We start from the raw sequence: 22,881 nt of genomic DNA, 5'->3' as shown, positions 1-22,881 counted from the left end.
CGAGGGAATTGAGTGACAATGTGTAATTGCTCAATTGGAACGGAGATGGCCTTGGAGCCAGTTCGAAATACCTATGCGAAAACTCCGCGTCAAGTCATCTCTGCCAACCCTTCAACATGAAGCAGTGTTGTTCTTCGCGCTTGTACTGGACGAGCAGTTGTATGACCTAACTGACGACAGCTTCAAGGCTCCTGCGCTCAACACTTTCTCCAGAACTCTAGAGCTCCAGGCCATTGCGACTGCAAACCATGGCGCCGGCATCGCAAAAGAAGCTCTAAATCCGTTCATTGACGAGCTTGAATGGAGTATCGCGAAGGATCCCGTCCTCGATGCTCAACAGCGAGCACTTTGCAAACTCCATCTCGCCAGCATTCGCGATAACCTTGGCGAGCCAGACAGAATTGCCAGAGGAGTCTCAGGACTCCGAACAGTGCTGGGCGACTATTTCAACGCTACCGTCCAAGCGATCAGGAGTACCGTTGAATCCAATCCGAACCACAAGCAAGTTCTTGCATCTCTCGCATCTGTTTTTGTCGTCCAAGCCGAGACCCTCGGTTTTCCTCGACGACATAGCTATCACGTGACGCAGAACGCGTTGATAAGGCATCTGAAGTACGAGGATGAGTTCGACCCGAAGGAGCTTCTTGACCGCTTCTTCGAAGGATTTCCCGATAAACATGGCAAGTACAGTTGCCTATTTCTTGGTGAAGGCGAGTTCGAGCGCTTCCCAAAGGTTCTGAAAACATTTGGAATTACGGTCTCCAACAGCCCCCCGTCATGGGACGGCATAAAGCCGGATCAGCAAGCGTTCCTGGACTCGAAAAGTGAGCGGCAGCGATTTCTCCTTGTGAGCAATCTGTCCGCTCGAAGTCCAGTGCAAGCTCACCAAATGGCATCAGGGGCATTCGATGAGTTCATTGGAGTAGTCCGCTTCTTCGAGCATCGGCTTCCATTTACCCCAACTTCGTTATCTCTTGTTCGGGACGAAGATTCGAACCGAATCTACCGAGTGCACGATGCTCCAGATCCGATGCATTGCTGGGTTAGCCACACCGCATCTGGTGAGCAGGAGATGTTGGAGCTTGTCAAGGCCACTCATGGGCATCACCTAACCGAATCGTCAGCTGTCAGGCTGCGTCGCGCGATTCGACTTCATCGGTCGGCCTTGCTCTCGAATTCTGCGGAGAATCAGCTCATTGCTCTGTGGGCCGGACTTGAGGGAATCGTGTCAAGGCCGGGTCGTGAAAGTCAACGCCTCGCTTTCTTCTCCGATTGTTTGCTGCCGTCTTTGACGCTTAGTTATCCGGAAAAACTCTTTATATCGGCATATCGAGACCTCGTTCGTCTTGCGCCTCGAGCTCGAGCTGTGACTCGAAATTTGCCAGGAACGGACAGCGGTTTCTCGAAGTTTGTGCGCGTAACATTGTGCGTTGAACACGCTGCAGTTCGAGACGAGTTCATTGAACATCTCAAGCCTTTCCCTCTGCTATTAAACAAAGTATGGCGGCTTTTTGAGATGTTCAAAAATCGAACGGCAACACAACAGACATTGAGAAAACATCGTCAGAAGGTAGCTTGGCACTTAGCACGCATCTATCACACTCGGAACTCGATCATGCACAATGCCATGGCGCTGCCCTACTTGTCGACTTTGGTCGAGAACCTACACGTCTATGTCGACACGTTGATAAAGTCCATACAACAGACTGCGAGCTTGTCGTCGGAGCGGCTCAGCATAGACGGTGCACTTCAGTACTTGGCGGTATGGGAGAAGTATCGACTGCACAACATAACGCACGAAGGCGTGAGTAATGAGGCAGAACCGACTGACGCGGATGTTTGGTCAGTCGTTTTTGGACACCAATTGGCATTGGCACCTAAACAAAGCGATGAACCTGCGCTTCCATAACTCGTTCCAATCGCTTTGGGTTCCCCAGTTCACATGCCAAGCATATTTTTCCATTTCCCGCATTTAAGCGGGCGATCACGTTCCCGCTTCAATGATCACCATTGACCTCTCTCCAAAGATTTACAAGCGTTCGGAAGCCCTCGTTTTCCACAAGACGAGGGAAGCTTTCGGAGACCTCTCGAACATGGCTGCCGGCTATCCGATCAAGATCAATGGCACGCACATCCTGACGAGCGAAGCGCTGTATCAAGCGTGCCGCTACCCACACCTTCCCGACATCCAGAAGGCGATCCTCAGCGAAGCCAGCCCGATGGCCGCGAAAATGAAATCGAAGCCGCATCGAAAGAGCAGTTCTCGTGCGGATTGGGATGAGCAGCGTGTGGCAATCATGGAATGGTGCTTGCGGACGAAGCTGGCGATGAACCGGACGGAGTTTGGCCGCTTCCTATTGGCGACGAAGGACAAGCCAATCGTCGAGCAGTCGGCCAAGGATCCGTTCTGGGGAGCGCTCGTTGTCGATGACGACACGTTGAAGGGCCAGAACGTCCTCGGCCAACTGCTTGTCGGTCTGCGTGAAGAGATCAAGGCTGGCAATGTCGAACACGGCTTCGTCGAGCCGCTAGCCATCCCTGATTTTCTGCTGTACGGCCAGCCGATTCCGAAGCTCGGCTTCAGGTCGTCGCTCGCGCAATAAAAAAGCGACCGCAGCCTTTCGGCTGAGTCGCTTGCCAGGACGCCACCCCGGAATCCGAGGTGACGGGGCCATCATCAACTGCTCATCGGCGCTTCATCCATCGTAGGCGTAGGAGACATCTTGCCCTTGCCCGACGTCTCCACAAGAAGCTCATCGAATTCGCCGCCGTTGCACGCGGCGATGGCGCCTTCCAGGAACTCGATCACCTTCTCCTTCGATTCAATCGTGACGTGGGTTCCCTCAGGCAGCTTGATCAGACGCGGCCCCACCCGCAGCGACACCTTGTATTGAACCCGCCCTCCGCCAAGTGCCTTCTTGGAGACCCATGCGTTAGGCGAGAGGGGCGCATCGCTCTTCACATCCGCGATCTGGCGTTTCGCGTTCTCGGTGAAGTTCATGCGAAGACGTTGAACCGGATCGAGGTGCTTGGAGTAGGAGTACGAACGCGTGGTCTCGATGGTGCCGAAGGTATGAAGGGTTTGAAGAAAAGACATTTTGATATTCCTGTGTATGTTGAGATTTATTAACTAAAAGTTTCTTGATATTGGAGAGGGGGTGTTAAGCCTTCATCTCCAGGTTGAAGCGCAGATCTAGGCGGCGCACCCTGAAGCCGGGCTCAGGGGTTTCGGGCTTGATCGAAAACCGACCCGACACGGACTTGCCGTGAACCATCACGTACGTAGCGCCCGACTCCCGCAGTTCGACAGCCTTGCGAACCAGCTTCTCGTTGTAGTCCGCACGAACGTAGATCTTCTCGGGGTCGTAGCGAACCGGACCGCCTTGTCCTTGCGGAGACAGGTCTGCATCACGGCAAACGACGTGCGGGCTCATCGCCAGAAAGGACTTCAACTGATCGCTAGCCTTGCGGTTGCGTCTCGAAGCCGTTTGGCGGCGGGGGGGATTGGTCTTGGCATCCTTCATAAAACTCCTTTGGGTTGGTTGCTCAACCGGTCTGGCTGAGATGCCCTGTGAATCAAGGCATGTGTGTATTGAACCGCTGATGGCGCGGCACTAACAGTTATCAGGAAACGCATTTATTTGGATTGTTAAGATCGGCGAATGGACAACATTTCCGCCTACCGCCTCTGGTACGAGGCCCTCCAGCGCAGCGACCGCAAGAAGTGGTCGAAGAGGACGCGCGAGTACCTTGCCTTCGCTGACGGCTTGGAGTTCGACCAGTGGTGGGAGCAGGTGAAGGAGTACTTCTTGCCGCCCGAGCCGTTCACGGTGGTGCCGGTGGACGATGAACATCAAGCAAACGAATGGTGGGGTGAGTACGGCTACGACCCGAGCGTGAAGCTGCTCTACGTCAATCTCTACACCCCGTCATCGATCCTGATCCGGGACTTCGGAAGGCTCGTGCGTTCACTGGCGAAGAACAAGGCAGGGCGTCCAGCGATCGATCAAACGTTGGTGGACCTGCCGCTGGCGAGGCCGCCGAATGTGCCGTTGATAGAGAAGATGCTCAGGTGCTATGACCTCTGGTTGGAGAACCAGCGGCGTCCTCATGCAGCTAGGCGAAAGCTGTACGAAATCGGTGTGCTCGCCAAGATTTCACCCGGCTACATCGTGGAAGACGTGAACGATCACACCCGAGAGGCAGCGGCCAAGAGAGAGCTGATGTCGATCACTGCCTCGCGGATGATCAAGCGCGCCAAGACCATGATCCAGAACGTCGAGAAGGGTCAGTTCCCGGTTTACTGAGGCGCACGGGCGTGACTACAGCGTCTCGCTCCAGAAAGCGCCCTCAGTCGCAATCTGCCACGCCTTGTCGCCAGCCGGGCGTGATGCTGGTAGCTGGGCAGTGAACGCCCTCCAGTCCGGCATCTGACCCGGGAAACGGCGTCGCAGGTGCGTGCCGATGAAGTAGATGAACTGCATCTGCTCGATGCCGACCTCGTCACCGCGGCCTGAGCGGATCAGAGCCAGCAGCACATCACGCATGGACCGGTAGGTCTGCCAGTCCTTGGCTTCCCATAGCCCGATGGCCGTCTGAATGTTTGCGGCGAGTGCCGACTTGATCTGGTTCTGGTTGTAGTCGTTGATAGCGAGGTGCATGTTCCGTCTCCCGTGTGAGTTCTGCACCTGTATTTATCGTTCCGCCCCTGTTGTCCGACCTCGTTTTCGGCGGGATGGTGTGCGCATGGTCAAGAAACATTCCTCTATGCACACCTTGTTGGAAGAAGCACGGAACACGCTGCTCGCAATCATCGACGAGCAATTCGGACCGAGCCTCACCGAAGAGGAGTTTGCAGAGGCGATGCTGGATTTGTTCGAAAACATTCCAGGCTTCGAGACCATGCCGCCTGCCAAGGCGAGCCACATCGTCAACCAACTCTGGAGCACCTACCATGGGAAAGAAGCCCGCCGCGACCACTGAACAAACCGAGACCGCCGAGAACGGGTCCGAGGTGATCGAGTCCTCCTCGAAGTCGTCAGAGCCGATCGAGATCGATCTGAGCAAACCGACGATCCGAGCTGCCATCGATCAGGGAAAAGTCCTGATCGCAGAGGGCAAGTCCAAGGCGGATGCAGCTCGCGCCATCTTCGACGCGATCAAGGATGAACCCAAGGACGTGATCGTCGCAGCGTTCGTCGAAGGTGCCACCCTCACCGACAAAGGCGCTCTCACGTACTGGTACAACGTGCGCCGCAAGGCTGCCAAGGACGCTGCCCGCAAGGAAAACGGGACCAGTCTTGAACCGGGAGTTGGTTCGGGGTCTTGACCCTCAAAAATCCACCTGGAATGGGGGTAGGGGCCATGAACCTTGCCTTCGTTCCCGCCATTTTTTCCGTCGCCCCCTCCACCCTTGGAAAGCGGTGGAGTGAGAAAAATTTAACTTGTTGATTTATAAGGGATTTTTGATTTTTATATATTAAGTAAAGATAGGCGAAAAAATAAGAAAATCGTTATAAATCAAGGAGTTATGAAAAAGTCTATCGTTCGACCTCAGGAATTTCCGAAATCTTGAGAATTTCCCGGTAGTTCGTCAGAACCCCACCCCGTTTTGCATCCGGAATTTGGGTCAAAACCCATCCTCCCAACTGCAGGACCTGTCGATCGAGACGTGATGTCGATGAAGAGGACGAATCGAGATCGAAGCGAACTCGTGTCAACGAGGTCAAGGCCGCCAGAAGTCGTGCGATGTAATCGAAGCGCTTGGTGTCATCGGCGATCCGATCGAGAACGAAGGTGATATCCGGCTTGACCTTCCTCAAATCCGACAGGTAGTCGAACGGGTTGTTCAGAAAAGATCCAATCTGCTTCACGAGAGGTGAAGCAGATTCCGCAAGGCGACTGTCGCGCCGGCTCATCTTGTCTGTCTTGTCGACGATGACGCTGTTCTCACCATCGATCGCATACCCGCAGTTCTTCACCAGATCGGCGTGCCTGTTCTTGTCTACCAACACCGCGCATTCGAAGCCGGATGTTCGAAACCCGGAATTCCGACCGATGGCTTGATGCATCTTGTCCAGCATCAATTCCGCTCCGATCTGATGTCGATGCTGCGCAAAAGGCAAGCCGAGGGCATCGCACACCACCTTGATCTGAGCCGGGTGCGGCAGACTGACTTCGACCAGCAGGTGCCGGTCCTTGAGGTCGTTTCGTCCCTTGTTCGTGCTGTGATTGAACTCGGCCGGAATTCCGTCGGCAATCAACGTGACCTTCTTGGCGTGTTCCATTTCGAGGCGCCGAACCAACAACGGAACGATGGCGTCGAATTTCTTCTGGACCTTGTCTGTCCCAAGAATCGTGATCTGCCCGCCTGTGACGCGGCGGCGCTCGCCGTGGACCGTGCATGGGTCGCCGTGCTCCTTGAGATGGTGTTCGAGAAGCCGCAGCGTCACCCGTTCCGTCGTCGTGTAGATGCACCTGTGGCTGATGAACGGCAACCCGAGCGATGTTTTCGCTGGGCGTACGTCATATCTCGTCCCCTCGATTGTCTTGACCTTTTTGTCGTCCCCTTTGGCATCGGCACGGCGTGGCTTGATGTCGATCAGTTCGTCGAGGTCCGGGTCGTCGAACCAGATGATCCAGTTCCGTGGGATTCGGTCACGCTTGGCAGCAACCAGGCGAAGTTGCGCGAATGTTGTGAAAATGATTGCCGGGGGCTCGTCGCCGAGATCATCAAAGATCAGGTCTTCGTCATCTGTGGGAGACGCGGGTTCAGCATAGATTCGATCCCGGGCGGTCATGGCCTCGAATCGCAGCGAATCGCCTCCGAGGATCGCCCAGGTCATGCGGATGAATCGCTCGGAAAGATCGGGATGGCGTCGAATGATCTCGGCAATTGTTTCTTCTTCGAGCTGATCCCCGGGCGAAAACGGCTTTCCATTCCCGCGCCTCACCTTGACATTGAAACGGCGCTCGATCGATCCGTCGAAGCTCCACGCAATCTGTGATGTCCGACCGATCTCCTTGAGCTTGGGGCGGAAAGATGCCTCCTTCTCGATCACTTGCTTCCAAGACTTGCACGCGAAGACGAGGTGGTTGCGATATGGCGAGGCGGAGTCCGAGAGGAAGCTCAATGCGAGCTGGCTCTTCCCCGCTCCTTCCGGCAAGTAGATGGCATGTGATTTGAACCGCGTGGCGCCGAAGTACTCGACGCCCTTGTCGGACAAGATGTCTTTCTTCGCCTCGGCGAGAAGTTGTTCGATCTGGTCGCGGTCGGTATGGTCAAGCCAGACCTCTTCCATTTCGACTCCAGGCGTCTTGACCTCATCTGTCGGACATGCATCCTTGATGACCGCCTTGGGTAATCGAACGGCCGGGCTCAGAGTGAAAGGGCCACACCGTTTGCATTGGAAGCACACCACGCCGGAGTCATAGCGCACAAGAAACTCTGACCCGGTCGCATCGCCATGGAACGGGCAGCGCACGTGCTGGATGCGCCGGGTCACGTCGGAGGCTTTGATTGTTCCGCGCGGATGGGTGAATTCTTGATCGGGATCAAGAGTTCGATTCGGCTGGCCGTTCGCCTTGCGTGGAACCGGCGATGCATCCGATGACGAGTAGTGAGCGTCGTTCTTCCTCCATGTCGTCCAGTCGAGTACGACGCCATGATTGCGCCAGATCACGGCGTCGGCGATCCGCGCCGAAGGGGCGGAAGGCAAGTAATACGCTTGCACGGTCTTTGTGATCACAGGATCGCAACCTGGTGCGAATTCGATCAAGGCTTCGGAGAGGTCGTAATAGGCACCGTGCTCCACCACCATCTCGTATTCGTTGAACGTCTTGTGTGCCGGGATGGGCTGCGACAACGGGAAGATCAAGCGGAACTTGTGGGTGCCCGGCGTCTTCATGTGGCCGTACGACGTGTACCCGAGATATTCGTAGTCTTTGAAGCGCTCCCGTGCTTCATCTAGGGTCAGCGTGCCGTCGTAGTCGAGGATCAGTAATTCGACTTGGAGAGCGTTGCGTTGTTGGCGGCGGACGATCTGTGTTCCATCTGGATCCTCTCGATACCCATGGCGGTCCTCCGTCAGAACGGCATCGAGCGTCTTGAATTTTGTGGCACTGAACAGGCTTACGTCATCTTTGGTCGGTGCGACACGGTGCCCTTCGTTCTTCATGAAGGTGGCGAACTCATCCCACTCCAAGTCATCCACGCGATCGCGGACGCCGTCATGCACAGATCGAAAATAGTTGACGCCGAACTTCATCATTTGCAGCGCTGGAATCGATTGGATTCCAGTTGATCGAGTTCAAGTTGGGGTGATGGCAGTGTCGAGGGTGTCCAATCAGGACTACAGGTGATGTGTGGGCGCATGGGCCTCCTCCGTTCTTCTCATGGTGATGATCGCCGAGTTCCGCGCGGCGAGATGAACAGGCGACAGCCGCCAAGCAGGGAGGCTCGGACGGAACTGAACGGGTGCTCGGGAGGCTGACAGCCGTGTTCAGAGGTATTTAGTCGAAGGTACCGCAAAAACCTGTTGCCCCTGGTCGAGGTCGGCGGGATGGTGGACTGGAATTTACCGACACCACCACCGAAGGAATCCACCATGACCGTCATCAAGCGCGGCAACAGCAAGGCTTGGTATATCCAGTTCCAGATGAATGGAAAGACCTACATCCGTTCGTCTCGTACGACGGACAAGAAGGCGGCGCAGCAGATGGAGATCGACTGGAAATCGAAGCTGCATGCCGAACGCTTCCTCGGCGAAAAGACGCGGATCACCTTGAAGACAGCGATGGCGCAGTTCTGCGAATCCAAGCAGGGCACGCCGAGCTACCGAGGCCTGCTGAGCATCGTGAAAACGGTCACGCGGCTCATGACGGTCAACAGGCCGCTGGACGAACTCACGTCGCACGAACTGGAGAGGTTCAAACGCGCTCGGATGGCAGAGGGCGTCAATCAGCAGACGATCAAGCACCACCTGAACCTGATTCGCAGCGCTTGGAAATTTGCGCACAAGCTCGGCTACCAGACGAGCGAACTGAGCTTCCCGAAGATCAAGATGCCCAAGACATCACTGCGCTATCTGTCGGCGGACGAAGAGCAGCGGCTGCTCATGTGCCTCGACCCGAAGCGAGACGTGAAGAACTACCCAGCTTACGAGGATCGTCGTGAGGAAATCAAGCGAACGATGCAGGACGCATATGACCTCGTGATTCTGCTGCTCGACACGGGCGCTCGATACAGCGAGATTGCCAACATCGAATGGTCACGGATCAACCTTGAAGATCGGTCGATCAATCTTTGGCGTCCGAAGGTGCAGAACGAGGCAATCCTGTACATGACGGATCGCGTGTTCGAGGTGCTGACGAGGAGGGGAGAACAAGGTGCCGGCCAATACGTGTTCGTCAACAAGCACGGTGGGCCGAGGGGTTATCAGGCCAGATCGATCCGGAAGGCGCTGCGGAACGCTGGCCTTGAAGGGGTGAAGGTCCACACGTTGCGGCACACGCACGCGTCGCGGCTGATCCAGAACGGAATGAGCGTCTATGAGGTGCGGGAAGTGCTCGGGCATACCGACATCAAGACGACCATGCGGTATGCCCATCTCGAAACCCGGCAGGTCACATCGAAGGCGCGAGATGTGATCAATCGGCTCAATCAGGTGGCGAGGGCTTGAACCCGTAGCGAACGGCCACGGTCAGTTGATGTCGAAGCGCAGCCTCGTAGGTGCTATCCCCGGTCAATTTCTGAAGGAGTTGCTGCGTCCTTCGATCGCTGATCGGGAAGATGGCAGCCTACTGCAGTCGGCCAACTGCGGACATTCATCCCGTCGCCGGCGACTTCCGCTCTGCCCATGGAAGCGGGCCTCGCCGTGGAAATCGTGATCTCCTTGGCATCCAAGCTAGTGTCGATAACTCTCCGGTTTCTGGGCACCTACAGTAAGGTGTACCGGGCGTTACTGCCGCTGCTCCTGCAGCGCTGAAATCAACGGACAAGAGACTGTCCCGTGACTCGCACAGCAGTCGTCAACCAACGTGGCCAGAACTGACTCGATGCGGTGGAGATCGGCTAGCTTGGAGCGCACATCGGCGAGTTTTTCCTCCGCGACCTGGCGCGCTTCGTCGCAATGGGTGCCATCGTCCAATGCGAGCAGGCTGGCAACCTCGTCGAGGCTGAAACCCAGGCTCTGGGCGGACTTGACGAACCGAACCCTCGCCACGTCGACCTCGCCATAGCGCCGGATACTTCCGTAGGGCCTGTCCGGCTGCGGCAGCAGTCCCTTGCGCTGGTAGAACCTGATGGTCTCCACGTTCACCCCAGCCGTCTCGGCGAATGCGCCGATGCTCAGGTTGTCCGCCTGCTTATTCATACCGCTTGACTCCGTACTTAACTACGGAAGTAAGCTTACTCCAGTTAATTAAACAGCTGGAAAGGATGGTTGCAATGCCGGAAACGAAAAGCAGTCGAGCGGTCCTGATTACAGGAGGACTTGCCGCGCTGCTCGCGTCGACCTGCTGCCTCGGCCCCTTGGTCCTGATGGCGCTTGGTGTCAGCGGCGCGTGGATCGGAAACCTGTCCGAATTGGAGCCATACCGGCCACTTTTCTTGGGGACGGCGTTGGTGGCGTTGTTCTTTGCATATCGCCGCATCTTTCGGTCAGTGCAGGCCTGCGAGCCCGGGGAGGTTTGCGCCGTGCCTCAAGCGCGGCTCGGCTACCAGGTCGTGTTCTGGATCGTTGCGGCGCTGATCGTCGTGGCGCTCGCGTTTCCCTATGTGTTGCCCTTGTTCTATTGAAAGGACCTCGTCATGAAAAAGCTGCTCCCCGTTCTCGCGCTACTCGGCGGATTCACGGCTCCCGTGTGGGCCACCCCGCAAACGGTCACTCTCTCCGTACCGGGCATGACCTGTGCTGCTTGCCCGTTCACGGTCAAGCAGGCACTGAGCAAAGTCAAAGGCGTGAACAAGGCCGATGTCAGCTTCGACAAAAAACAGGCCGTCGTGTCGTTCGATGACGCGAAGACCAACATCCAGGCATTGACCAAGGCCACGGCGGACGCGGGGTACCCGTCGACCGCCGAGCAATAGGCCTCCTACCATGGGACTGATTGCGCGCGTTGGGGACAAGGCCGGGGCGCTGGGCAGCGTTGTCTCTGCGATGGGCTGCGCAGGGTGCTTTCCGGCGCTCGGCAGCCTGGGGATGGCGCTTGGCCTGGGATTTCTGAACCAGTACGAGGGCCTGTTCATCACCGTGCTCCTGCCGCTGTTTGCCGCGCTGGCCTTGCTGGCCAATGCCCTGGGCTGGCTGAGCCATCGCCAGTGGCATCGCAGCGTGCTGGGCATGGTCGGCCCGGTCATCGTGCTCTTCGCCACGTACACCATGGCGGAGAAGCTGCTCTACGCGGGCTTGGCCATCATGATCGGCGTGTCGGTCTGGGATCTGCTCGCGCCGGCGCACCGCAGGTGCGCTCCCGATGTAAATGCGTTGCCACGCAGACAGTGAATGTTTTTCAACCTACACAGACAGGAATTCGATGACCCGCTTGCAAATTGAAGGCATGACCTGTGCCTCGTGCGCCGAGCATGTGCGCAGTGCGCTGCAGGAGGTGCCCGGGGTTCGCTCGGTGTCGGTTTCTTACCCGGACCGACTGGCCACGCTCACGCTCGACGAAGGCACATCGCCGGCAGCGCTGACCACAGCAGTGGCAGCAGCCGGCTACCGGGCCCTGCGTGTCGATGCTTCGACGCCGGCACCGGCCGGGCTGCTTGGCAAGCCGCTGCACGTCGCTGTCATCGGTAGTGGTGGCGCCGCGATGGCAGCGGCGCTCAAGGCGGTGGAAAGCGGCGCCCGCGTCACGCTGATCGAACGCGGCACGATCGGCGGCACCTGCGTGAATGTGGGCTGTGTGCCGTCCAAGATCATGATCCGCGCCGCGCACGTCGCACACATGCGCCGCGAGAGTCCGTTCGACACCGGACTGTCCGCGGCGGCGCCGACCGTGCTGCGCGATCGGCTGCTGGCCCAGCAACAAGCTCGCGTGGACGAACTGCGTCACGGCAAGTACGAGAACATCCTGAACGGCACGCCGGCCATCTCGGTCGTGCACGGCACCGCGCGCTTCAAGGACAGCCATACGCTCATGGTGACGCTGCGCGAAGGCGGCGAGAGGGAGGTGTCTTTCGATCGCTGCCTGGTGGCCACCGGTGCAAGCGCTGCGGTGCCGCCAGTCCCGGGTCTGACGGAAACACCGTACTGGACCTCAACCGAAGCCCTGGCCTCCGATGTGATCCCCCAACGCTTGGCGGTGATCGGCGCGTCCGTGGTGGCGCTGGAGCTTGCCCAGGCGTTCGCCCGGCTGGGCAGCCAAGTCACCATCCTGGCGCGTAGCAGACTTTTTTCCCAGGAAGATCCGGCCATCGGCGAGGCGGTCGCTGCCGCGTTTCGCGATGAAGGTATCGCGGTGCATGAGCAGACCGAGGCGAGCCAGGTGGCCTACACCGGCGGCGAGTTCGTGCTGAAGACCAATCGCGGCGAACTGCGCGTGGAGCGACTGCTGGTGGCCACCGGACGCTCTCCGAACACTGGCGAGTTGGACCTCGAAGCTGCGGGCGTAAAGCTCGGTGAGCGTGGCGCCATCGTCATCGACCGCGGAATGCGAACCAATGTCGAGGGCATCTATGCGGCCGGCGACTGCACGGACCAACCGCAGTTCGTCTATGTCGCCGCGGCGGCCGGGACGCGCGCGGCCGTCAACATGATGGGCGGCAAGGCTGAACTCGATTTAACGGCGATGCCGGCTGTCGTGTTCACCGATCCGCAGGTAGCGACCGTCGGCTACACCGAGACCGAAGCGCGTCAAGCGGGGATCGAGACAGAGAGCCGCACGTTGACCCTGGACAACGTGCCGCGCGCCCTGGTCAATTTCGACACGCGCGGCTTCATCAAGCTCGTTGCCGAGGCCGGTACCGGTCAAATCCTGGGCGTGCAGGCGGTTGCCGCAGAAGCGGGCGAACTGATCCAGACGGCGGCGCTGGCGATCCGGGCCCGCATGACGGTCCAGGACCTGACCGACCAGTTGTTCCCCTATTTGACGATGGTCGAAGGTTTGAAGCTCACGGCCCAGACCTTCACCAAGGACGTGACGCAGCTTTCGTGCTGCGCAGGTTGAGGAACTTCCATGCAGAGCGGTGCGGCAGCAATGACCGATAAGAGCGATTTCGCGGCGCTCATCATCGACGGGTTGTCAGGCGGGAGCAGGCTGGAAGCTTTTGCTCCCGTCTTTAGCACGCTCCTACGCGAGCTGGCGAAAGGCTCCCCGGTGCCTGTGCGGGTATTGGCTGAAGCCTCAGGGCGGTCATTGGACCAGGTCGACGCGGTACTTCGGCGGGCACCTGACATCGAATACGACCCGGCAGGCAACATCGTCGGCTACGGCATCACGCTGCGGCAAACGCTGCATGCCTTCGAAGTGGAGGGGCGCGAGCTGTTCACCTGGTGCGCTCTCGACACCTTGATGTTCCCGGCCATCATCGGCAAGGCTGCACAAGTACGCTCTCTCTGTCCGGAGACGGGAATGCCGGTCTCGCTGACGGTGGCTCCGCACGATCTATGCGTGGTCGAACCGGCCGACGCCGCTGTTTCCTTTGCGGTTCCGCAGGCCGGCATCCGGCAATCTTTCTGCTGCCAGGTGCATTTCTTCGCCTCTCGCGCTGACGGCGATCGATGGGCACTGCGGCACCCAGAGGTCGAGGTCGTGAGCGTCGAGGCGGCTTTCTCGCTTGGTCAGAAGATCGCTCGTCGGCTCGCCCAAGGTACTGTTGCGGGCAGTAGATAAGAACCGCCGTGTCCGATCTTTCGCCTCGGTCGCAGGAATCCCTTGGGCCCGACCGCGAGCGGCAACGACCGCTTCCACTCGCTTTCCAGTCGTTGCCTGCATTGTCCTGACCGGCGGGAGTGGGGCCGATTCGGCTGTTCGCCTGGAACAACCGCTGCAGTTCTATCGAAGCTCAGGGCCTATGACTGTAGAGCCCGCAACGGCGCGGGTCTCCGACGCTCGGTGCAAAACTGGTATGACTTCTCTTACCAGTCGTTGGTTAGTCCTGAAGGCATCTGAGCAGGTCGAGGGCTGTCAGATCGATCTTCAAGAAAAGTAACGGGTTTGAAGAGGATCGGCTGCTTCATCATGGGAACGGTGCCCCAATCGATCTTCGCAAGGTCAGTGAAGGTTGCCTGATTCCGGAGGTGGTGGGTCAATGAAATCGATCGTCTCCTCTTCCAGGGCACGGATCGCTTCGGCAAGAGCCTGCTGGTCAGTTTCGAAGTGATCGTCCCAGACGTGAGATGACCAATGGGCATCCACCACTTCGAGAATCCATTTGCCTTCTCCGTCCCCATAGATCTCAACCTGCACCGTCACCCCGTGGCGGGTGAGGCGCCGGCTCAGCGGTGATTTCACGTAGGGTGGTTCGTCGTCGTCAGCGGGCTGCATCGTCATGGTCGTCTTCGCATGGAACTGCAAAGTCTACAGACCTGCTTCAACCAGTAGCTGACTCATCGTGACGCCCAGCGCGGCGGCTACACGTGACAGCGTCAGGACGGCGACGTTGTTGTCCCCTCGCTCCACACGACCGACATAGCTGCGGTCCAGTTCGGCTGTGAGCGCGAGCTTCTCCTGCGAAATCTTGCTCGCCTGACGGATGCGTCGAATGGCCATGCCAAGCGCCACAAGCTGCGGATCTTGACGATGACTGGAGAGGTTTGGCACCCCTTGATGGTTATGGATATGATGCATATGAGGCCACGGTCCATGTACCGCTATTGTCGTTGAAGGATTCGATTCATGCCGGGAAAGTGAGGGAGCCGGCTACTTGAACGGCATCACGACCACCTTGGTCGTGGCTTTGACGCGAGGGTCACCCTCGCGTCCGGCGCATCTACAAGTCAACGAGTCGAGGAGAAATTCAATTCATGGACAAGAAGAAATTCGTCTACACGGCTGCTGCGTTCGCGGTCGTCCTGGCAGGAGCACATGGGATCGATTACCTTGTTGGTCGAAGTCATTCCGGCACCGCAGACGCTGTCGCGAGTCAAGGCCAAGGGCAGACCTATGAGGTGGCAATGTGTCCCGAACCAGTTCGTATTTCGGACTGCAAGATCGCCTCGCCGATCCCGATCCTTGAATGCGTCGTCGAGAACACTGCGCAGGTAGCACTCAGGGCAGACCTTCAAGCATGGGGGTATGGCAGGGACGGTGTGTTGCTCGGCAACACCTACGTGCTTGTCTCTGGACTGTTGCCGGGGCAGAAGAAACGGGTACAGATGCCGTTCGGGACGCAGTCACCGGACGTTGCAACGGCGGTCGTCTGTTCGATGGACCCGGAGAGCCCCATCATGAAGAATCAGCTCGTTCGAGTCGGTCAAGCGAAGTAAAGAGAGAGAACACATGGGACTGTTCTCACGCACACCGCCGCCCGAACGCGAACTCGAAATCTGGGAAGACAACCCGCACTTCGGGGTGTCCTTCAATACGGCGGTCTATCGGTGCCAGACCTCGGAAGAGCTGGCGGCCCTCGTGTCCGGCTACAAGATGTCGAACTTGGAGCTGGACTGCTACGAGGAGCGCATCAACCAGTTGATGGACCACGAGGCAATGGACCTCTACGAGGACGATGCGAAACAGAAGGCAGAAGACTTCGTTTCGCGCGCCTACGGCAAGGGCCATCCCGAGTTCGCGGACATGGTTGAGAAGCAGACCAAGGTCGAGATGGACACTGAGTGGTCGATCAGGCAGAGCATCGATGCGACCACGAAGCTCCAGACGCTGCAGATGGAACGCGAGGATGACCGTCACCGGCAGTTGATCGACAGCATCGACAACGTTGCGCAGACAGTCGAGGAATCCAGCGCATTTGCACAGGGCAAGAAGCTGATCGAACGCCACCCGTTCCTGACGGGACTGCTGGGGCCGTCAATCGTTCGAAAGATCTTCGGACGGTGAAATGAAAGCGGCCCAGCGCGAAGCTGGGCCGCTCATGGTGGGGCGCTGAATCCCGCCCCGATTGATCACGCTCTTCGGGCTTTGCCTGGGGTGGCAGCAAGCAACTCGTCCAGCTCCCCGTTCTTGCATGCGTGGATGGCCTCATAGTAGAAGGTGACTGCGTCGAATGTGGTGTCGAAGCTGACATGCGTCGCCCCGTCAGAAGTAAGAGGCATGGCCTTCGAGCCGTTGCGCAGCGAGGCGATGCACTTGGGGCCACGAATGCTTCCCCCGTCAACCTCGTCAAGTAGTTCAAACCAGTCCCGTGACGATGGCTCGATCTGGAACTGGTCAAGGCGTTTGATCTGCCGTTGTACGCCTTTGATAAAGCGAGCGCGACGTTCGGCGCGTAGATCGACTCTTCGAGGTACAAAGTTCATGCCTCCCGTCTCGCTGGGGTTTGCGAGCGGGACAGTCGTGTTGGTTGCGTTCATTGAAAACTCCTTTCGTTGGATGACTCAACCGGGGTTGAGATGCGCTGTGAATCAGTGCATGAAGGGAGTATTTCGGGTGAAGCCCCGCACTAACAGGTTGTAGAAAACTGACCTATTTGAATTGTTAAGATATTGAGGTCGATCGGCTGCACTGGCGGGGGGGATATGGCTGGTTGGGGAGCGCGTCCGCCCGCATTTCGCAAGAGATGTAGTGCCTCACTGGGGGCGGAATTGTTTCATTGACCTCGGAACTGCTGCTTCCCGCTTCTGACTGACAGAACAGGCGCGCCTTGTCGGACGCGAGCGACCAGAGCGACCGGGTACGATCTGGGAAAAATTCACAGTCAGGACTGCAGATGAAAAACCTGTTTCGCCCCCTAGCCTATGCGGCGCTGATATTCAGTGGCCTGGTAGGCGCCGCCATGGCGGACCCGCACAAGGACGAAAGTGGCCATGGCCGCGGGAAAGGTTGGCATAAAGACCGCGAGCACAAGGAAGAGTACTGGGACGGGCGCTGCAAGGTTGAGCGTAAATGGGACAAGGATGGCGAGTACAAGGAAGAGCGAAAGTGCAAGGGCAAACAGGCGCGCGTTCGCAATGACGCTCCCTACTACGCCGAGCCACAGCCGGTGTATGTTGCGCCAAGGCCCGGAGTGATCGTGGAACGACCCGCAGTCGTAATCCAGCCTCAAATCGTCATCCGTCCCTGAGTGCGGCTCAGCGGTGGCCCATTCTCGACAAGAGACTTTGTCTCAGTTCGGAAGCGTACTGATCAGAGTGGCCGTGTCGCCATGGAAGTCGTCCCATGCCGAAGAATCGTGAAGCTTTCACCATTGAAACGGTAAGGGAATCGTCGGTGACCACTGAGCACATTCCAGACTGTGAAACTCTTCTCACCAAGCTCAAGCCCGTGGGCGGCTTCTGCGCCGAGACCGGCGGGGCGCTGACCCTGTTCCTGGCCACCGCGCTGGGCATTCCGGTGTCGACCACGCACACCATCACGGGCGCCATCGTCGGCGTCGGTGCCACGCAGCGCGCCAGCGCGGTGCGCTGGGGCGTGGCGGGGAACATCGTCTGGGCCTGGGTCCTGACCATTCCCGCCTCGGCCTTCGTCGCGGCGATGGCTTACTGGTTCAGCTGGCAGATTTTCTGAAGCACTGAAGCACTGAAGCACTGAAGCGTCGGCGCCTCGTTCGCAGAGGCCGCCGCGCTTGATCCGGCTACTGCGAGATCTTTCGACCCTCTTCGATCTGGTGCTCGAAGTAGTGCTGGAAGCTGTACACGATGCTCGCCATCAGGATCGAGCTGCCGAAGAACAAAGACGCGACCACGGCGCCGATCGTGAGCCAGTTGGTCTGGCCCGGCGCGGCGTCGGGCGCTGCGCCGGCGTTGAAGCGGGCATTCCATTTCTCGGGCGTCATCAGGCCGTAGATGATCGCCATCAAGGCGCAGCCCGCGATCGTGAAGCCGAGCAGCGGAATCAGCGCCCAGCTCACGCCGTCGTCCACGCCGTACATGCGCAAGCGCTCGATGCCGTAGATGCCCAGCGCCGTGGGAATGGGCAGCAGCCAGCCGAGCCAGTCGCCCATGCCGCGCAGGTAGAAGCGGTGCAGGCCCAGCGGGCCCCCGAGGAAGGAGAGCCAGGCGGCCACGGTCTTGCTTTTCATCTTTTTCATCACATCATTCGGGTTTGGTGCGGCTGCCTTCGCCGAGTACTTTTTCCATCAGGACCACATCGCGCCAGGCGTCGAACTTCCAGCCGCAGTCTTTCAGCACGCCCACGTGCGTGAAGCCCTGGCTGCGGTGCACGCCGACCGAACCGGCGTTGGCCGAATCGCCGATCACCGCGATCAGCTTGCGCACGCCGACCGCCTCGGCCGCCTGCGAGAGCGCCGCCAGCAGCTGTGCGCCCACACCCTTGCCGCGCGCGGCTTCGGACATGTAGATCGAGTCTTCGGCCGAAAACCGGTAGGCCGGCCGGGGCTTGAACCAGTTGCAGTAGGCAAAACCCAACACTTCGCCGTTTTCTTCAGCGACGAGGTAGGGCAGGTTCTTGCCCAGCACATCGGCGCGCCGGGCGGCCATGTCGGCCTCGGACGGGGGCTCGGTTTCGAAGGTGCCGGTGCCGTGCAGCACGTGGTGCGCATAGATGGCCGTGATGGCTGCGATGTCTTCGTCGCGGCTGGGGCGGAGGGTGAGGGTCATGCGGGTGAGGGCGGCGGCGCGGGGCCGGAATTCGGAGAAAAACCCGGGTCGGGCTATAATCGTGGGCTTTTCAGCGTGCGCTGGCCGGGTGGCCATGTCGCGTGTCTCGACGCTGGAAGAACATCGTGAGCGGGCCTCTTTCTATTTGAACTGGCTCGCTGACCACCCAAGGATAAATCATGGTCGTCATTCGACTCTCCCGCGGCGGCTCCAAAGGCCGTCCGTTCTTCAACATCGTCGTGTCGGACAAGCGCGTTCGCCGCGATGGCCGCTTCATCGAGCGCCTGGGCTTCTACAACCCGACCGCCAAGGAAAACGAAGAAAGCATCCGCATCGCCCAGGACCGCCTCGCGTACTGGAAGAGCGTCGGTGCCCAGGCTTCGCCCACGGTGCTGCGCCTGATCAAGCAAGCCGCTGCCGCGGCCCCCAAGGCGGCCGCCTAAGCCGCCCGCACGGCGATGCTGCCCACACTCGAAGCCGCCGAACTGCCGGCGGATGCGATCGAGGTCGGACGCATCGCCGATGCCTGGGGCATCAAGGGCTGGTTCAAGGTCCTGCCCCACAGCGCCCAACCTGAGGCGCTTTTTTCTTCCAAGCGCTGGTTCCTGCAGGCTCCCGGAGCCTCCACACCCGCCGCTTTCCGGCTCGCGGTCCGCGAAGCCAAAGAACATTCCGACTGCATCGTCGCCTCGTCCGAGGACGTGCCTGACCGCAATGCGGCCGAGGCCCTGCGCGGCGCGCGCGTGTTCGTGCCGCGCTCGAGCTTCCCGACCGCCGGCGATGACGAGTACTACTGGGTCGACCTGATCGGCCTGTCGGTCGTCAACCGCGATGGCGTCGTGCTCGGCACGGTGCGCGAACTGCTCGCCACCGGTCCCCAGACCACGCTGGTGCTGACGGCCGAAGAAGACGGCAAGACCATCGAGCGCATGGTGCCGTTCGTCTCGGTCTTCGTCGACAAGGTCGACCTGCCCGGCCGCCTCATCACGGTCGACTGGCAACCCGATTTCTGATCCGGGCCGCGCGCGCATGCGCTTCGACGTCCTCACGCTTTTTCCCGAACTGTTCGCGCCCTTCATGGCCAGCGGCGTGACGCGTCGCGCCTACGAGTCCAAGCAGGTCGAGGTCGTGCTGTGGAACCCGCGCGATTTCGCCCAGGGCAACTACAAGCGCGTGGACGACCGCCCGTTCGGCGGCGGGCCCGGCATGGTGATGATGGCCGAGCCCCTGGCGGCCTGCCTCGATGCCGCGCTGGCGGCCCGCGGCGCACTGGCGCCGGTGGTGCTGTTCTCGCCCATCGGCGAGGCGTTGCGCCACGAGGCCGTCGAGCGCTGGTCGGCGAGCGAGGGTGCGGTGCTGGTCTGCGGACGCTACGAAGGCATCGACCAGCGCTTCATCGATGCGCGTGTCACGCACCAGATCAGCCTCGGCGACTTCGTGCTGTCGGGTGGCGAGATCGCGGCCATGGCGCTGCTCGACGCCGTGGCGCGGCTGCAGCCCGGCGTGCTGGGCGACGAGGCCAGCCATGTGCAGGACAGCTTCAACCCGGCGCTCGACGGCCTGCTCGACTGCCCGCACTACACCCGGCCCGAGCAGTGGAGCGGGCAGGGCGTTCCGGCGCCGTTGCTTTCGGGCCACCATGCGCAGATCGAGCGCTGGCGGCGCGACCAGCGCCTGGCCATCACGGCCGCGCGGCGCCCCGAGTTGATCGATGCCGCCCGGGCGGCAGGCAAGCTCAACAAGGCCGATGAAGCCGCGCTGAAAAAAAAGCTATAATCCGCGGTTCCCCGATCCTCTGTCCGGCCGCGCCCGGTTTGTTGGTGGTTCTTCCGCCAAAGCCCACGGCGCCTTTAGTGCAGCCCGAAACGATCGATATCCAGGAAATCATGAACCTCATCCAGACCCTCGAGCAGGAAGAAATTTCCCGTCTCGGCAAGACCATTCCCGATTTCATGCCCGGTGACACGGTCATCGTCAGCGTGAACGTCGTCGAAGGCAGCCGCAAGCGCGTGCAGGCCTACGAAGGCGTCGTGATCGCCAAGCGCAACCGTGGCCTCAACAGCGGCTTCACCGTGCGCAAGATCTCCAGCGGCGAAGGCGTGGAACGTACGTTCCAGACCTACAGCCCGCTGATCGCCGGCATCGAAGTCAAGCGCCGCGGCGACGTGCGCCGTGCCAAGCTGTACTACCTGCGCGAGCGCAGCGGTCGTTCGGCACGCATCAAGGAAAAGCTGCCGGGCAAGTCGCAGAAGGCTGCGTCGGCCGCTTAATCAGCCGCCGTCCTTTCTGCTCAAAAAGCCGCCGCTCTGGCGGCTTTTTGCGTTGGCGCTGCGCTTCAAGACAGTTTTCCATTTTTACGCTCTACTCCTTTCATCCCGCCACAGGCCGCATCCTCTCTTGACCTCCTCCACTTCCGCCCCCACGTCCTCCGCCGTCGTCGAACCCGTCAATGCCGTGGTGCCGCCCGCGTTGCTGCAGATCGACCCGCGCCAGGCGCCCTTCGTGGACGGAAGCGACGGTCTGCCGGCGGTGGCGCCGGCGCAGCTGACGGCAAGGGCCCTGCGCGCGCGCTTTGCCTCGCCGCCCGTGTGGACGCCCGAGTTGCGCCGCGAGCCCCGCATGACTGACCGGGTGCCGGCCCAGGCCGCCGTGCTGGTGCCGATCGTGCAGCGCCCGCAAGGCGCGACCGTGCTGCTCACCGAGCGCACCACGCACCTGTCGACCCATTCGGGGCAGGTGGCCTTTCCCGGCGGGCGCGTCGACCCCGAGGACGCCAACATCCAGGCCGCCGCCCTGCGCGAAGCCTGGGAAGAGGTCGGCCTGTCGGCGCAGTTCATCGAGGTGCTCGGCACCTTGCCGACCTACACGACCGTCACGTCGTTCGTCGTGACCCCGGTGGTCGCGCTGGTGCAGCCCGATTTCGTGCTGGACATCAATCCGTTCGAAGTGGCCGAGGCCTTCGAGGTGCCGCTGGCCTGGCTGATGGACCCGGCCAACCACCGCCGCCACGCGGTCAGCGCCACCGATGGGGTCCGACGCGAGTGGTACTCGATGCCGTACGTCGATGGCCCGCACGAGCGCTTCGTCTGGGGCGCCACCGCGGGCATGCTGCGCAACCTCTACCGTTTCCTCGCCGCCTGAGCCGGATCGGGCGCCACCTGGGGTCAAAACCTTCAGGTGCTCTCGCTATCATCGAAGGATGAGCTTCTTTGCCATCCTGTGCGCGTTGCTGATCGAGCAGGTGCGGCCGCTGGGCCCGCACAACCCCGTGTACGGCGGCGTCCTGGCGTGGACGCGCTGGACCAGCCGCAATTTCGATGCGGGCAAGCCGCACCACGGATGGATCGCCTGGGGGCTCGCGGTGTTCGTGCCCACGCTGCTGTCGCTGGGCGTGCACTGGCTGCTGGTGCTCACGCTGGGCCTGCCGTTCGCCGTGCTGTGGAGCGTTGCAGTGCTCTACATGACGCTGGGCTTTCGCCAGTTCAGCCACCATTTCACCGACATCCGCGATGCGCTCGACGAGGGCGATGAGCCGCTCGCGCGCTCGCTGCTGGCGCACTGGCAGGGCGTCGATGCCGCCGAGCTGCCGCGCAGCGAAATCGTGCGCCATGTGATCGAGCACTCGGTCATTGCGGCGCACCGCCATGTCTTCGGCGTGCTGGCCTGGTTCTCGGTGCTCGCCGCCCTGGGCCTGGGGCCGGCGGGCGCGGTGTTCTATCGCATGAGCGAGTTCGTCGCGCGCTACTGGGCCCACAAGAACGGCGCGCCGGTGCAGCCTTCGAGCGTGGCGGTGCAGGACGCGGCCGAGCGGGCCTGGCATGCCGTCGACTGGCTGCCCGCGCGCATCACGGCGCTCGGCTTCGCCGTGGTCGGCAGCTTCGAAGAGGCCATCGACTGCTGGCGCAATGACGCGCGTCGCTTCCCCAACGAGAACGACGGCGTGATCCTCGCGGCCACGTCCGGCGCGGTGAACGTGCGCCTGGGTGGCGGCTCGCTGAGCCCGATCCCGGTGGCCGATCCGCTGCCGCGCGCGCAGGCCGGCGAGTCGCCAAGCGTCGGCCGGCGCCTGGACAGTGGCAGCACGCCGGGGCGCGAGCCCGAGCCCGGCCACCTGCGCAGCGTGGTCGGCCTGGTCTGGCGCTCGGTCGTGATGTGGATGGTGCTGCTGGCCTTGCTCACGCTCGCGCGGCTGCTGGGCTGAGGC

General features: G+C 60.4%; 30 protein-coding genes and 1 pseudogene. 21 read left to right on the top strand and 10 right to left on the bottom strand.

Features of this window, described 5'->3' with window-relative positions; genetic code table 11:
- Positions 1-73: 73 nt before the first annotated feature.
- Complete coding sequence (locus AC07SQ_RS26740) at positions 74-1,909, top strand: hypothetical protein (RefSeq protein WP_495271852.1); 1,836 nt, start codon at positions 74-76, stop codon at positions 1,907-1,909.
- A gap of 91 nt (positions 1,910-2,000) precedes the next feature.
- Positions 2,001-2,603, top strand: coding sequence for an NADAR family anti-phage protein (locus AC07SQ_RS26735; RefSeq protein WP_495271851.1), 603 nt, complete (start codon positions 2,001-2,003; stop codon positions 2,601-2,603).
- A gap of 74 nt (positions 2,604-2,677) precedes the next feature.
- Here AC07SQ_RS26735 and AC07SQ_RS26730 read toward each other — a convergent pair whose 3' ends face one another.
- Together AC07SQ_RS26730 and AC07SQ_RS26725 are read right to left on the bottom strand one after the other, a co-directional pair.
- Positions 2,678-3,097 carry a hypothetical protein gene (locus tag AC07SQ_RS26730; protein WP_495271850.1) on the bottom strand — a complete coding sequence of 140 codons (420 nt, stop codon included), beginning with the start codon at positions 3,095-3,097 and terminating at the stop codon, positions 2,678-2,680.
- A 64-nt stretch (positions 3,098-3,161) separates the two neighbouring features.
- Positions 3,162-3,524: a hypothetical protein gene (locus AC07SQ_RS26725; RefSeq protein ID WP_157755160.1), complete on the bottom strand. Its 363-nt coding sequence runs from the start codon at positions 3,522-3,524 to the stop codon at positions 3,162-3,164.
- A gap of 138 nt (positions 3,525-3,662) precedes the next feature.
- Here AC07SQ_RS26725 and AC07SQ_RS26720 point away from each other — a divergent pair, with 138 nt between their 5' ends.
- On the top strand, positions 3,663-4,307 hold the full coding sequence (locus AC07SQ_RS26720; protein ID WP_095746409.1) for a hypothetical protein: 645 nt from the start codon (positions 3,663-3,665) through the stop codon (positions 4,305-4,307).
- Positions 4,308-4,322: 15 nt separating this feature from the next.
- On the opposite strand, the gene AC07SQ_RS26715 is transcribed toward AC07SQ_RS26720, so the two are convergent.
- Positions 4,323-4,661 (bottom strand): hypothetical protein, encoded by a 339-nt coding sequence (locus AC07SQ_RS26715; protein WP_495271849.1) that lies wholly within the window; start codon positions 4,659-4,661, stop codon positions 4,323-4,325.
- 106 nt (positions 4,662-4,767) lie between these two features.
- On the opposite strand from AC07SQ_RS26715, the gene AC07SQ_RS26710 reads away from it, so the two are divergent.
- Positions 4,768-4,983 (top strand): hypothetical protein, encoded by a 216-nt coding sequence (locus tag AC07SQ_RS26710; protein WP_095746407.1) that lies wholly within the window; start codon positions 4,768-4,770, stop codon positions 4,981-4,983.
- The gene (locus tag AC07SQ_RS26705) at positions 4,955-5,329 is read left to right on the top strand and encodes a hypothetical protein (RefSeq protein ID WP_206167802.1); all 375 of its coding nucleotides are present in this window, start codon (positions 4,955-4,957) and stop codon (positions 5,327-5,329) included. Before AC07SQ_RS26710 ends, AC07SQ_RS26705 begins: the two co-directional genes overlap by 29 nt.
- Before the next feature lie 211 nt (positions 5,330-5,540).
- On the opposite strand, the gene AC07SQ_RS26700 is transcribed toward AC07SQ_RS26705, so the two are convergent.
- Positions 5,541-8,267: a hypothetical protein gene (locus tag AC07SQ_RS26700; RefSeq protein WP_495271848.1), complete on the bottom strand. Its 2,727-nt coding sequence runs from the start codon at positions 8,265-8,267 to the stop codon at positions 5,541-5,543.
- A 339-nt stretch (positions 8,268-8,606) separates the two neighbouring features.
- Between AC07SQ_RS26700 and AC07SQ_RS26695 the strand changes: the two genes are divergently transcribed.
- Entirely contained in the window at positions 8,607-9,680 is a 1,074-nt protein-coding gene (locus tag AC07SQ_RS26695) for a tyrosine-type recombinase/integrase (RefSeq protein ID WP_495271847.1), read from the top strand.
- A 279-nt stretch (positions 9,681-9,959) separates the two neighbouring features.
- Here the strand turns inward: AC07SQ_RS26695 and merR are convergent, their stop codons facing one another.
- Complete coding sequence (gene merR, locus AC07SQ_RS26690; protein WP_095746404.1) at positions 9,960-10,373, bottom strand: mercury resistance transcriptional regulator MerR; 414 nt, start codon at positions 10,371-10,373, stop codon at positions 9,960-9,962.
- A 74-nt stretch (positions 10,374-10,447) separates the two neighbouring features.
- Here merR and merT point away from each other — a divergent pair, with 74 nt between their 5' ends.
- The 5 genes from merT to merB are packed head-to-tail and all read left to right on the top strand — an operon-like array spanning position 10,448 to position 13,836.
- Positions 10,448-10,798, top strand: coding sequence for a mercuric ion transporter MerT (gene merT / locus AC07SQ_RS26685; RefSeq protein WP_095747697.1), 351 nt, complete (start codon positions 10,448-10,450; stop codon positions 10,796-10,798).
- 12 nt (positions 10,799-10,810) lie between these two features.
- Complete coding sequence (gene merP, locus AC07SQ_RS26680; RefSeq protein WP_095746403.1) at positions 10,811-11,089, top strand: mercury resistance system periplasmic binding protein MerP; 279 nt, start codon at positions 10,811-10,813, stop codon at positions 11,087-11,089.
- A 10-nt stretch (positions 11,090-11,099) separates the two neighbouring features.
- Entirely contained in the window at positions 11,100-11,504 is a 405-nt protein-coding gene (merC, locus tag AC07SQ_RS26675) for an organomercurial transporter MerC (protein ID WP_095746402.1), read from the top strand.
- A gap of 31 nt (positions 11,505-11,535) precedes the next feature.
- Positions 11,536-13,170: a mercury(II) reductase gene (gene merA, locus AC07SQ_RS26670; protein WP_095746401.1), complete on the top strand. Its 1,635-nt coding sequence runs from the start codon at positions 11,536-11,538 to the stop codon at positions 13,168-13,170.
- Positions 13,171-13,179: 9 nt separating this feature from the next.
- A complete protein-coding gene (gene merB / locus AC07SQ_RS26665) occupies positions 13,180-13,836 on the top strand; it encodes an organomercurial lyase MerB (protein ID WP_240531177.1) in 657 nt (218 codons plus the stop codon).
- Between the two features lie 381 nt (positions 13,837-14,217).
- On the opposite strand, the gene AC07SQ_RS26660 is transcribed toward merB, so the two are convergent.
- Positions 14,218-14,496 carry a hypothetical protein gene (locus tag AC07SQ_RS26660; protein ID WP_240531176.1) on the bottom strand — a complete coding sequence of 93 codons (279 nt, stop codon included), beginning with the start codon at positions 14,494-14,496 and terminating at the stop codon, positions 14,218-14,220.
- A gap of 27 nt (positions 14,497-14,523) precedes the next feature.
- Entirely contained in the window at positions 14,524-14,793 is a 270-nt protein-coding gene (locus tag AC07SQ_RS26655) for a helix-turn-helix domain-containing protein (protein WP_167395058.1), read from the bottom strand.
- A gap of 176 nt (positions 14,794-14,969) precedes the next feature.
- On the opposite strand from AC07SQ_RS26655, the gene AC07SQ_RS26650 reads away from it, so the two are divergent.
- Together AC07SQ_RS26650 and AC07SQ_RS26645 are read left to right on the top strand one after the other, a co-directional pair.
- Positions 14,970-15,431 (top strand): hypothetical protein, encoded by a 462-nt coding sequence (locus tag AC07SQ_RS26650; RefSeq protein ID WP_095746400.1) that lies wholly within the window; start codon positions 14,970-14,972, stop codon positions 15,429-15,431.
- A gap of 13 nt (positions 15,432-15,444) precedes the next feature.
- On the top strand, positions 15,445-15,999 hold the full coding sequence (locus AC07SQ_RS26645; RefSeq protein WP_495271846.1) for a hypothetical protein: 555 nt from the start codon (positions 15,445-15,447) through the stop codon (positions 15,997-15,999).
- 65 nt (positions 16,000-16,064) lie between these two features.
- Here AC07SQ_RS26645 and AC07SQ_RS26640 read toward each other — a convergent pair whose 3' ends face one another.
- Entirely contained in the window at positions 16,065-16,472 is a 408-nt protein-coding gene (locus AC07SQ_RS26640; protein WP_157755156.1) for a hypothetical protein, read from the bottom strand.
- A gap of 356 nt (positions 16,473-16,828) precedes the next feature.
- On the opposite strand from AC07SQ_RS26640, the gene AC07SQ_RS26635 reads away from it, so the two are divergent.
- Positions 16,829-17,182 carry a PXPV repeat protein gene (locus AC07SQ_RS26635; protein ID WP_095746398.1) on the top strand — a complete coding sequence of 118 codons (354 nt, stop codon included), beginning with the start codon at positions 16,829-16,831 and terminating at the stop codon, positions 17,180-17,182.
- Positions 17,183-17,364: 182 nt separating this feature from the next.
- Positions 17,365-17,625 (top strand): annotated as a pseudogene (locus tag AC07SQ_RS26630) (inorganic phosphate transporter); the annotation flags it as partial.
- Positions 17,626-17,692: 67 nt separating this feature from the next.
- Here the strand turns inward: AC07SQ_RS26630 and AC07SQ_RS26625 are convergent.
- The gene (locus tag AC07SQ_RS26625; protein WP_070062592.1) at positions 17,693-18,139 is read right to left on the bottom strand and encodes a TM2 domain-containing protein; all 447 of its coding nucleotides are present in this window, start codon (positions 18,137-18,139) and stop codon (positions 17,693-17,695) included.
- A gap of 13 nt (positions 18,140-18,152) precedes the next feature.
- Entirely contained in the window at positions 18,153-18,677 is a 525-nt protein-coding gene (locus AC07SQ_RS26620; protein WP_062475081.1) for a GNAT family N-acetyltransferase, read from the bottom strand.
- 179 nt (positions 18,678-18,856) lie between these two features.
- Here AC07SQ_RS26620 and rpsP point away from each other — a divergent pair, with 179 nt between their 5' ends.
- From rpsP to AC07SQ_RS26590, 6 genes are all read left to right on the top strand, one after another.
- The gene (gene rpsP, locus AC07SQ_RS26615) at positions 18,857-19,120 is read left to right on the top strand and encodes a 30S ribosomal protein S16 (protein WP_007831311.1); all 264 of its coding nucleotides are present in this window, start codon (positions 18,857-18,859) and stop codon (positions 19,118-19,120) included.
- Between the two features lie 15 nt (positions 19,121-19,135).
- The gene (gene rimM / locus AC07SQ_RS26610) at positions 19,136-19,690 is read left to right on the top strand and encodes a ribosome maturation factor RimM (RefSeq protein ID WP_495271845.1); all 555 of its coding nucleotides are present in this window, start codon (positions 19,136-19,138) and stop codon (positions 19,688-19,690) included.
- Positions 19,691-19,706: 16 nt separating this feature from the next.
- Positions 19,707-20,453, top strand: a complete 747-nt coding sequence (gene trmD / locus AC07SQ_RS26605) for a tRNA (guanosine(37)-N1)-methyltransferase TrmD (RefSeq protein ID WP_495271844.1) — start codon at positions 19,707-19,709, stop codon at positions 20,451-20,453.
- Positions 20,454-20,563: 110 nt separating this feature from the next.
- Complete coding sequence (gene rplS, locus AC07SQ_RS26600; RefSeq protein WP_056572437.1) at positions 20,564-20,947, top strand: 50S ribosomal protein L19; 384 nt, start codon at positions 20,564-20,566, stop codon at positions 20,945-20,947.
- A gap of 127 nt (positions 20,948-21,074) precedes the next feature.
- Entirely contained in the window at positions 21,075-21,818 is a 744-nt protein-coding gene (locus tag AC07SQ_RS26595; protein WP_495271843.1) for a CoA pyrophosphatase, read from the top strand.
- A gap of 58 nt (positions 21,819-21,876) precedes the next feature.
- Positions 21,877-22,878 carry a CobD/CbiB family protein gene (locus AC07SQ_RS26590; protein ID WP_062475069.1) on the top strand — a complete coding sequence of 334 codons (1,002 nt, stop codon included), beginning with the start codon at positions 21,877-21,879 and terminating at the stop codon, positions 22,876-22,878.
- Positions 22,879-22,881: the final 3 nt, after the last annotated feature.

The organism is Variovorax sp. GW821-FHT06D12 (assembly GCF_059419205.1).
Note: the sequence above shows the minus strand (reverse complement) of the source record. Positions and strands in the feature narration are given on the sequence as shown.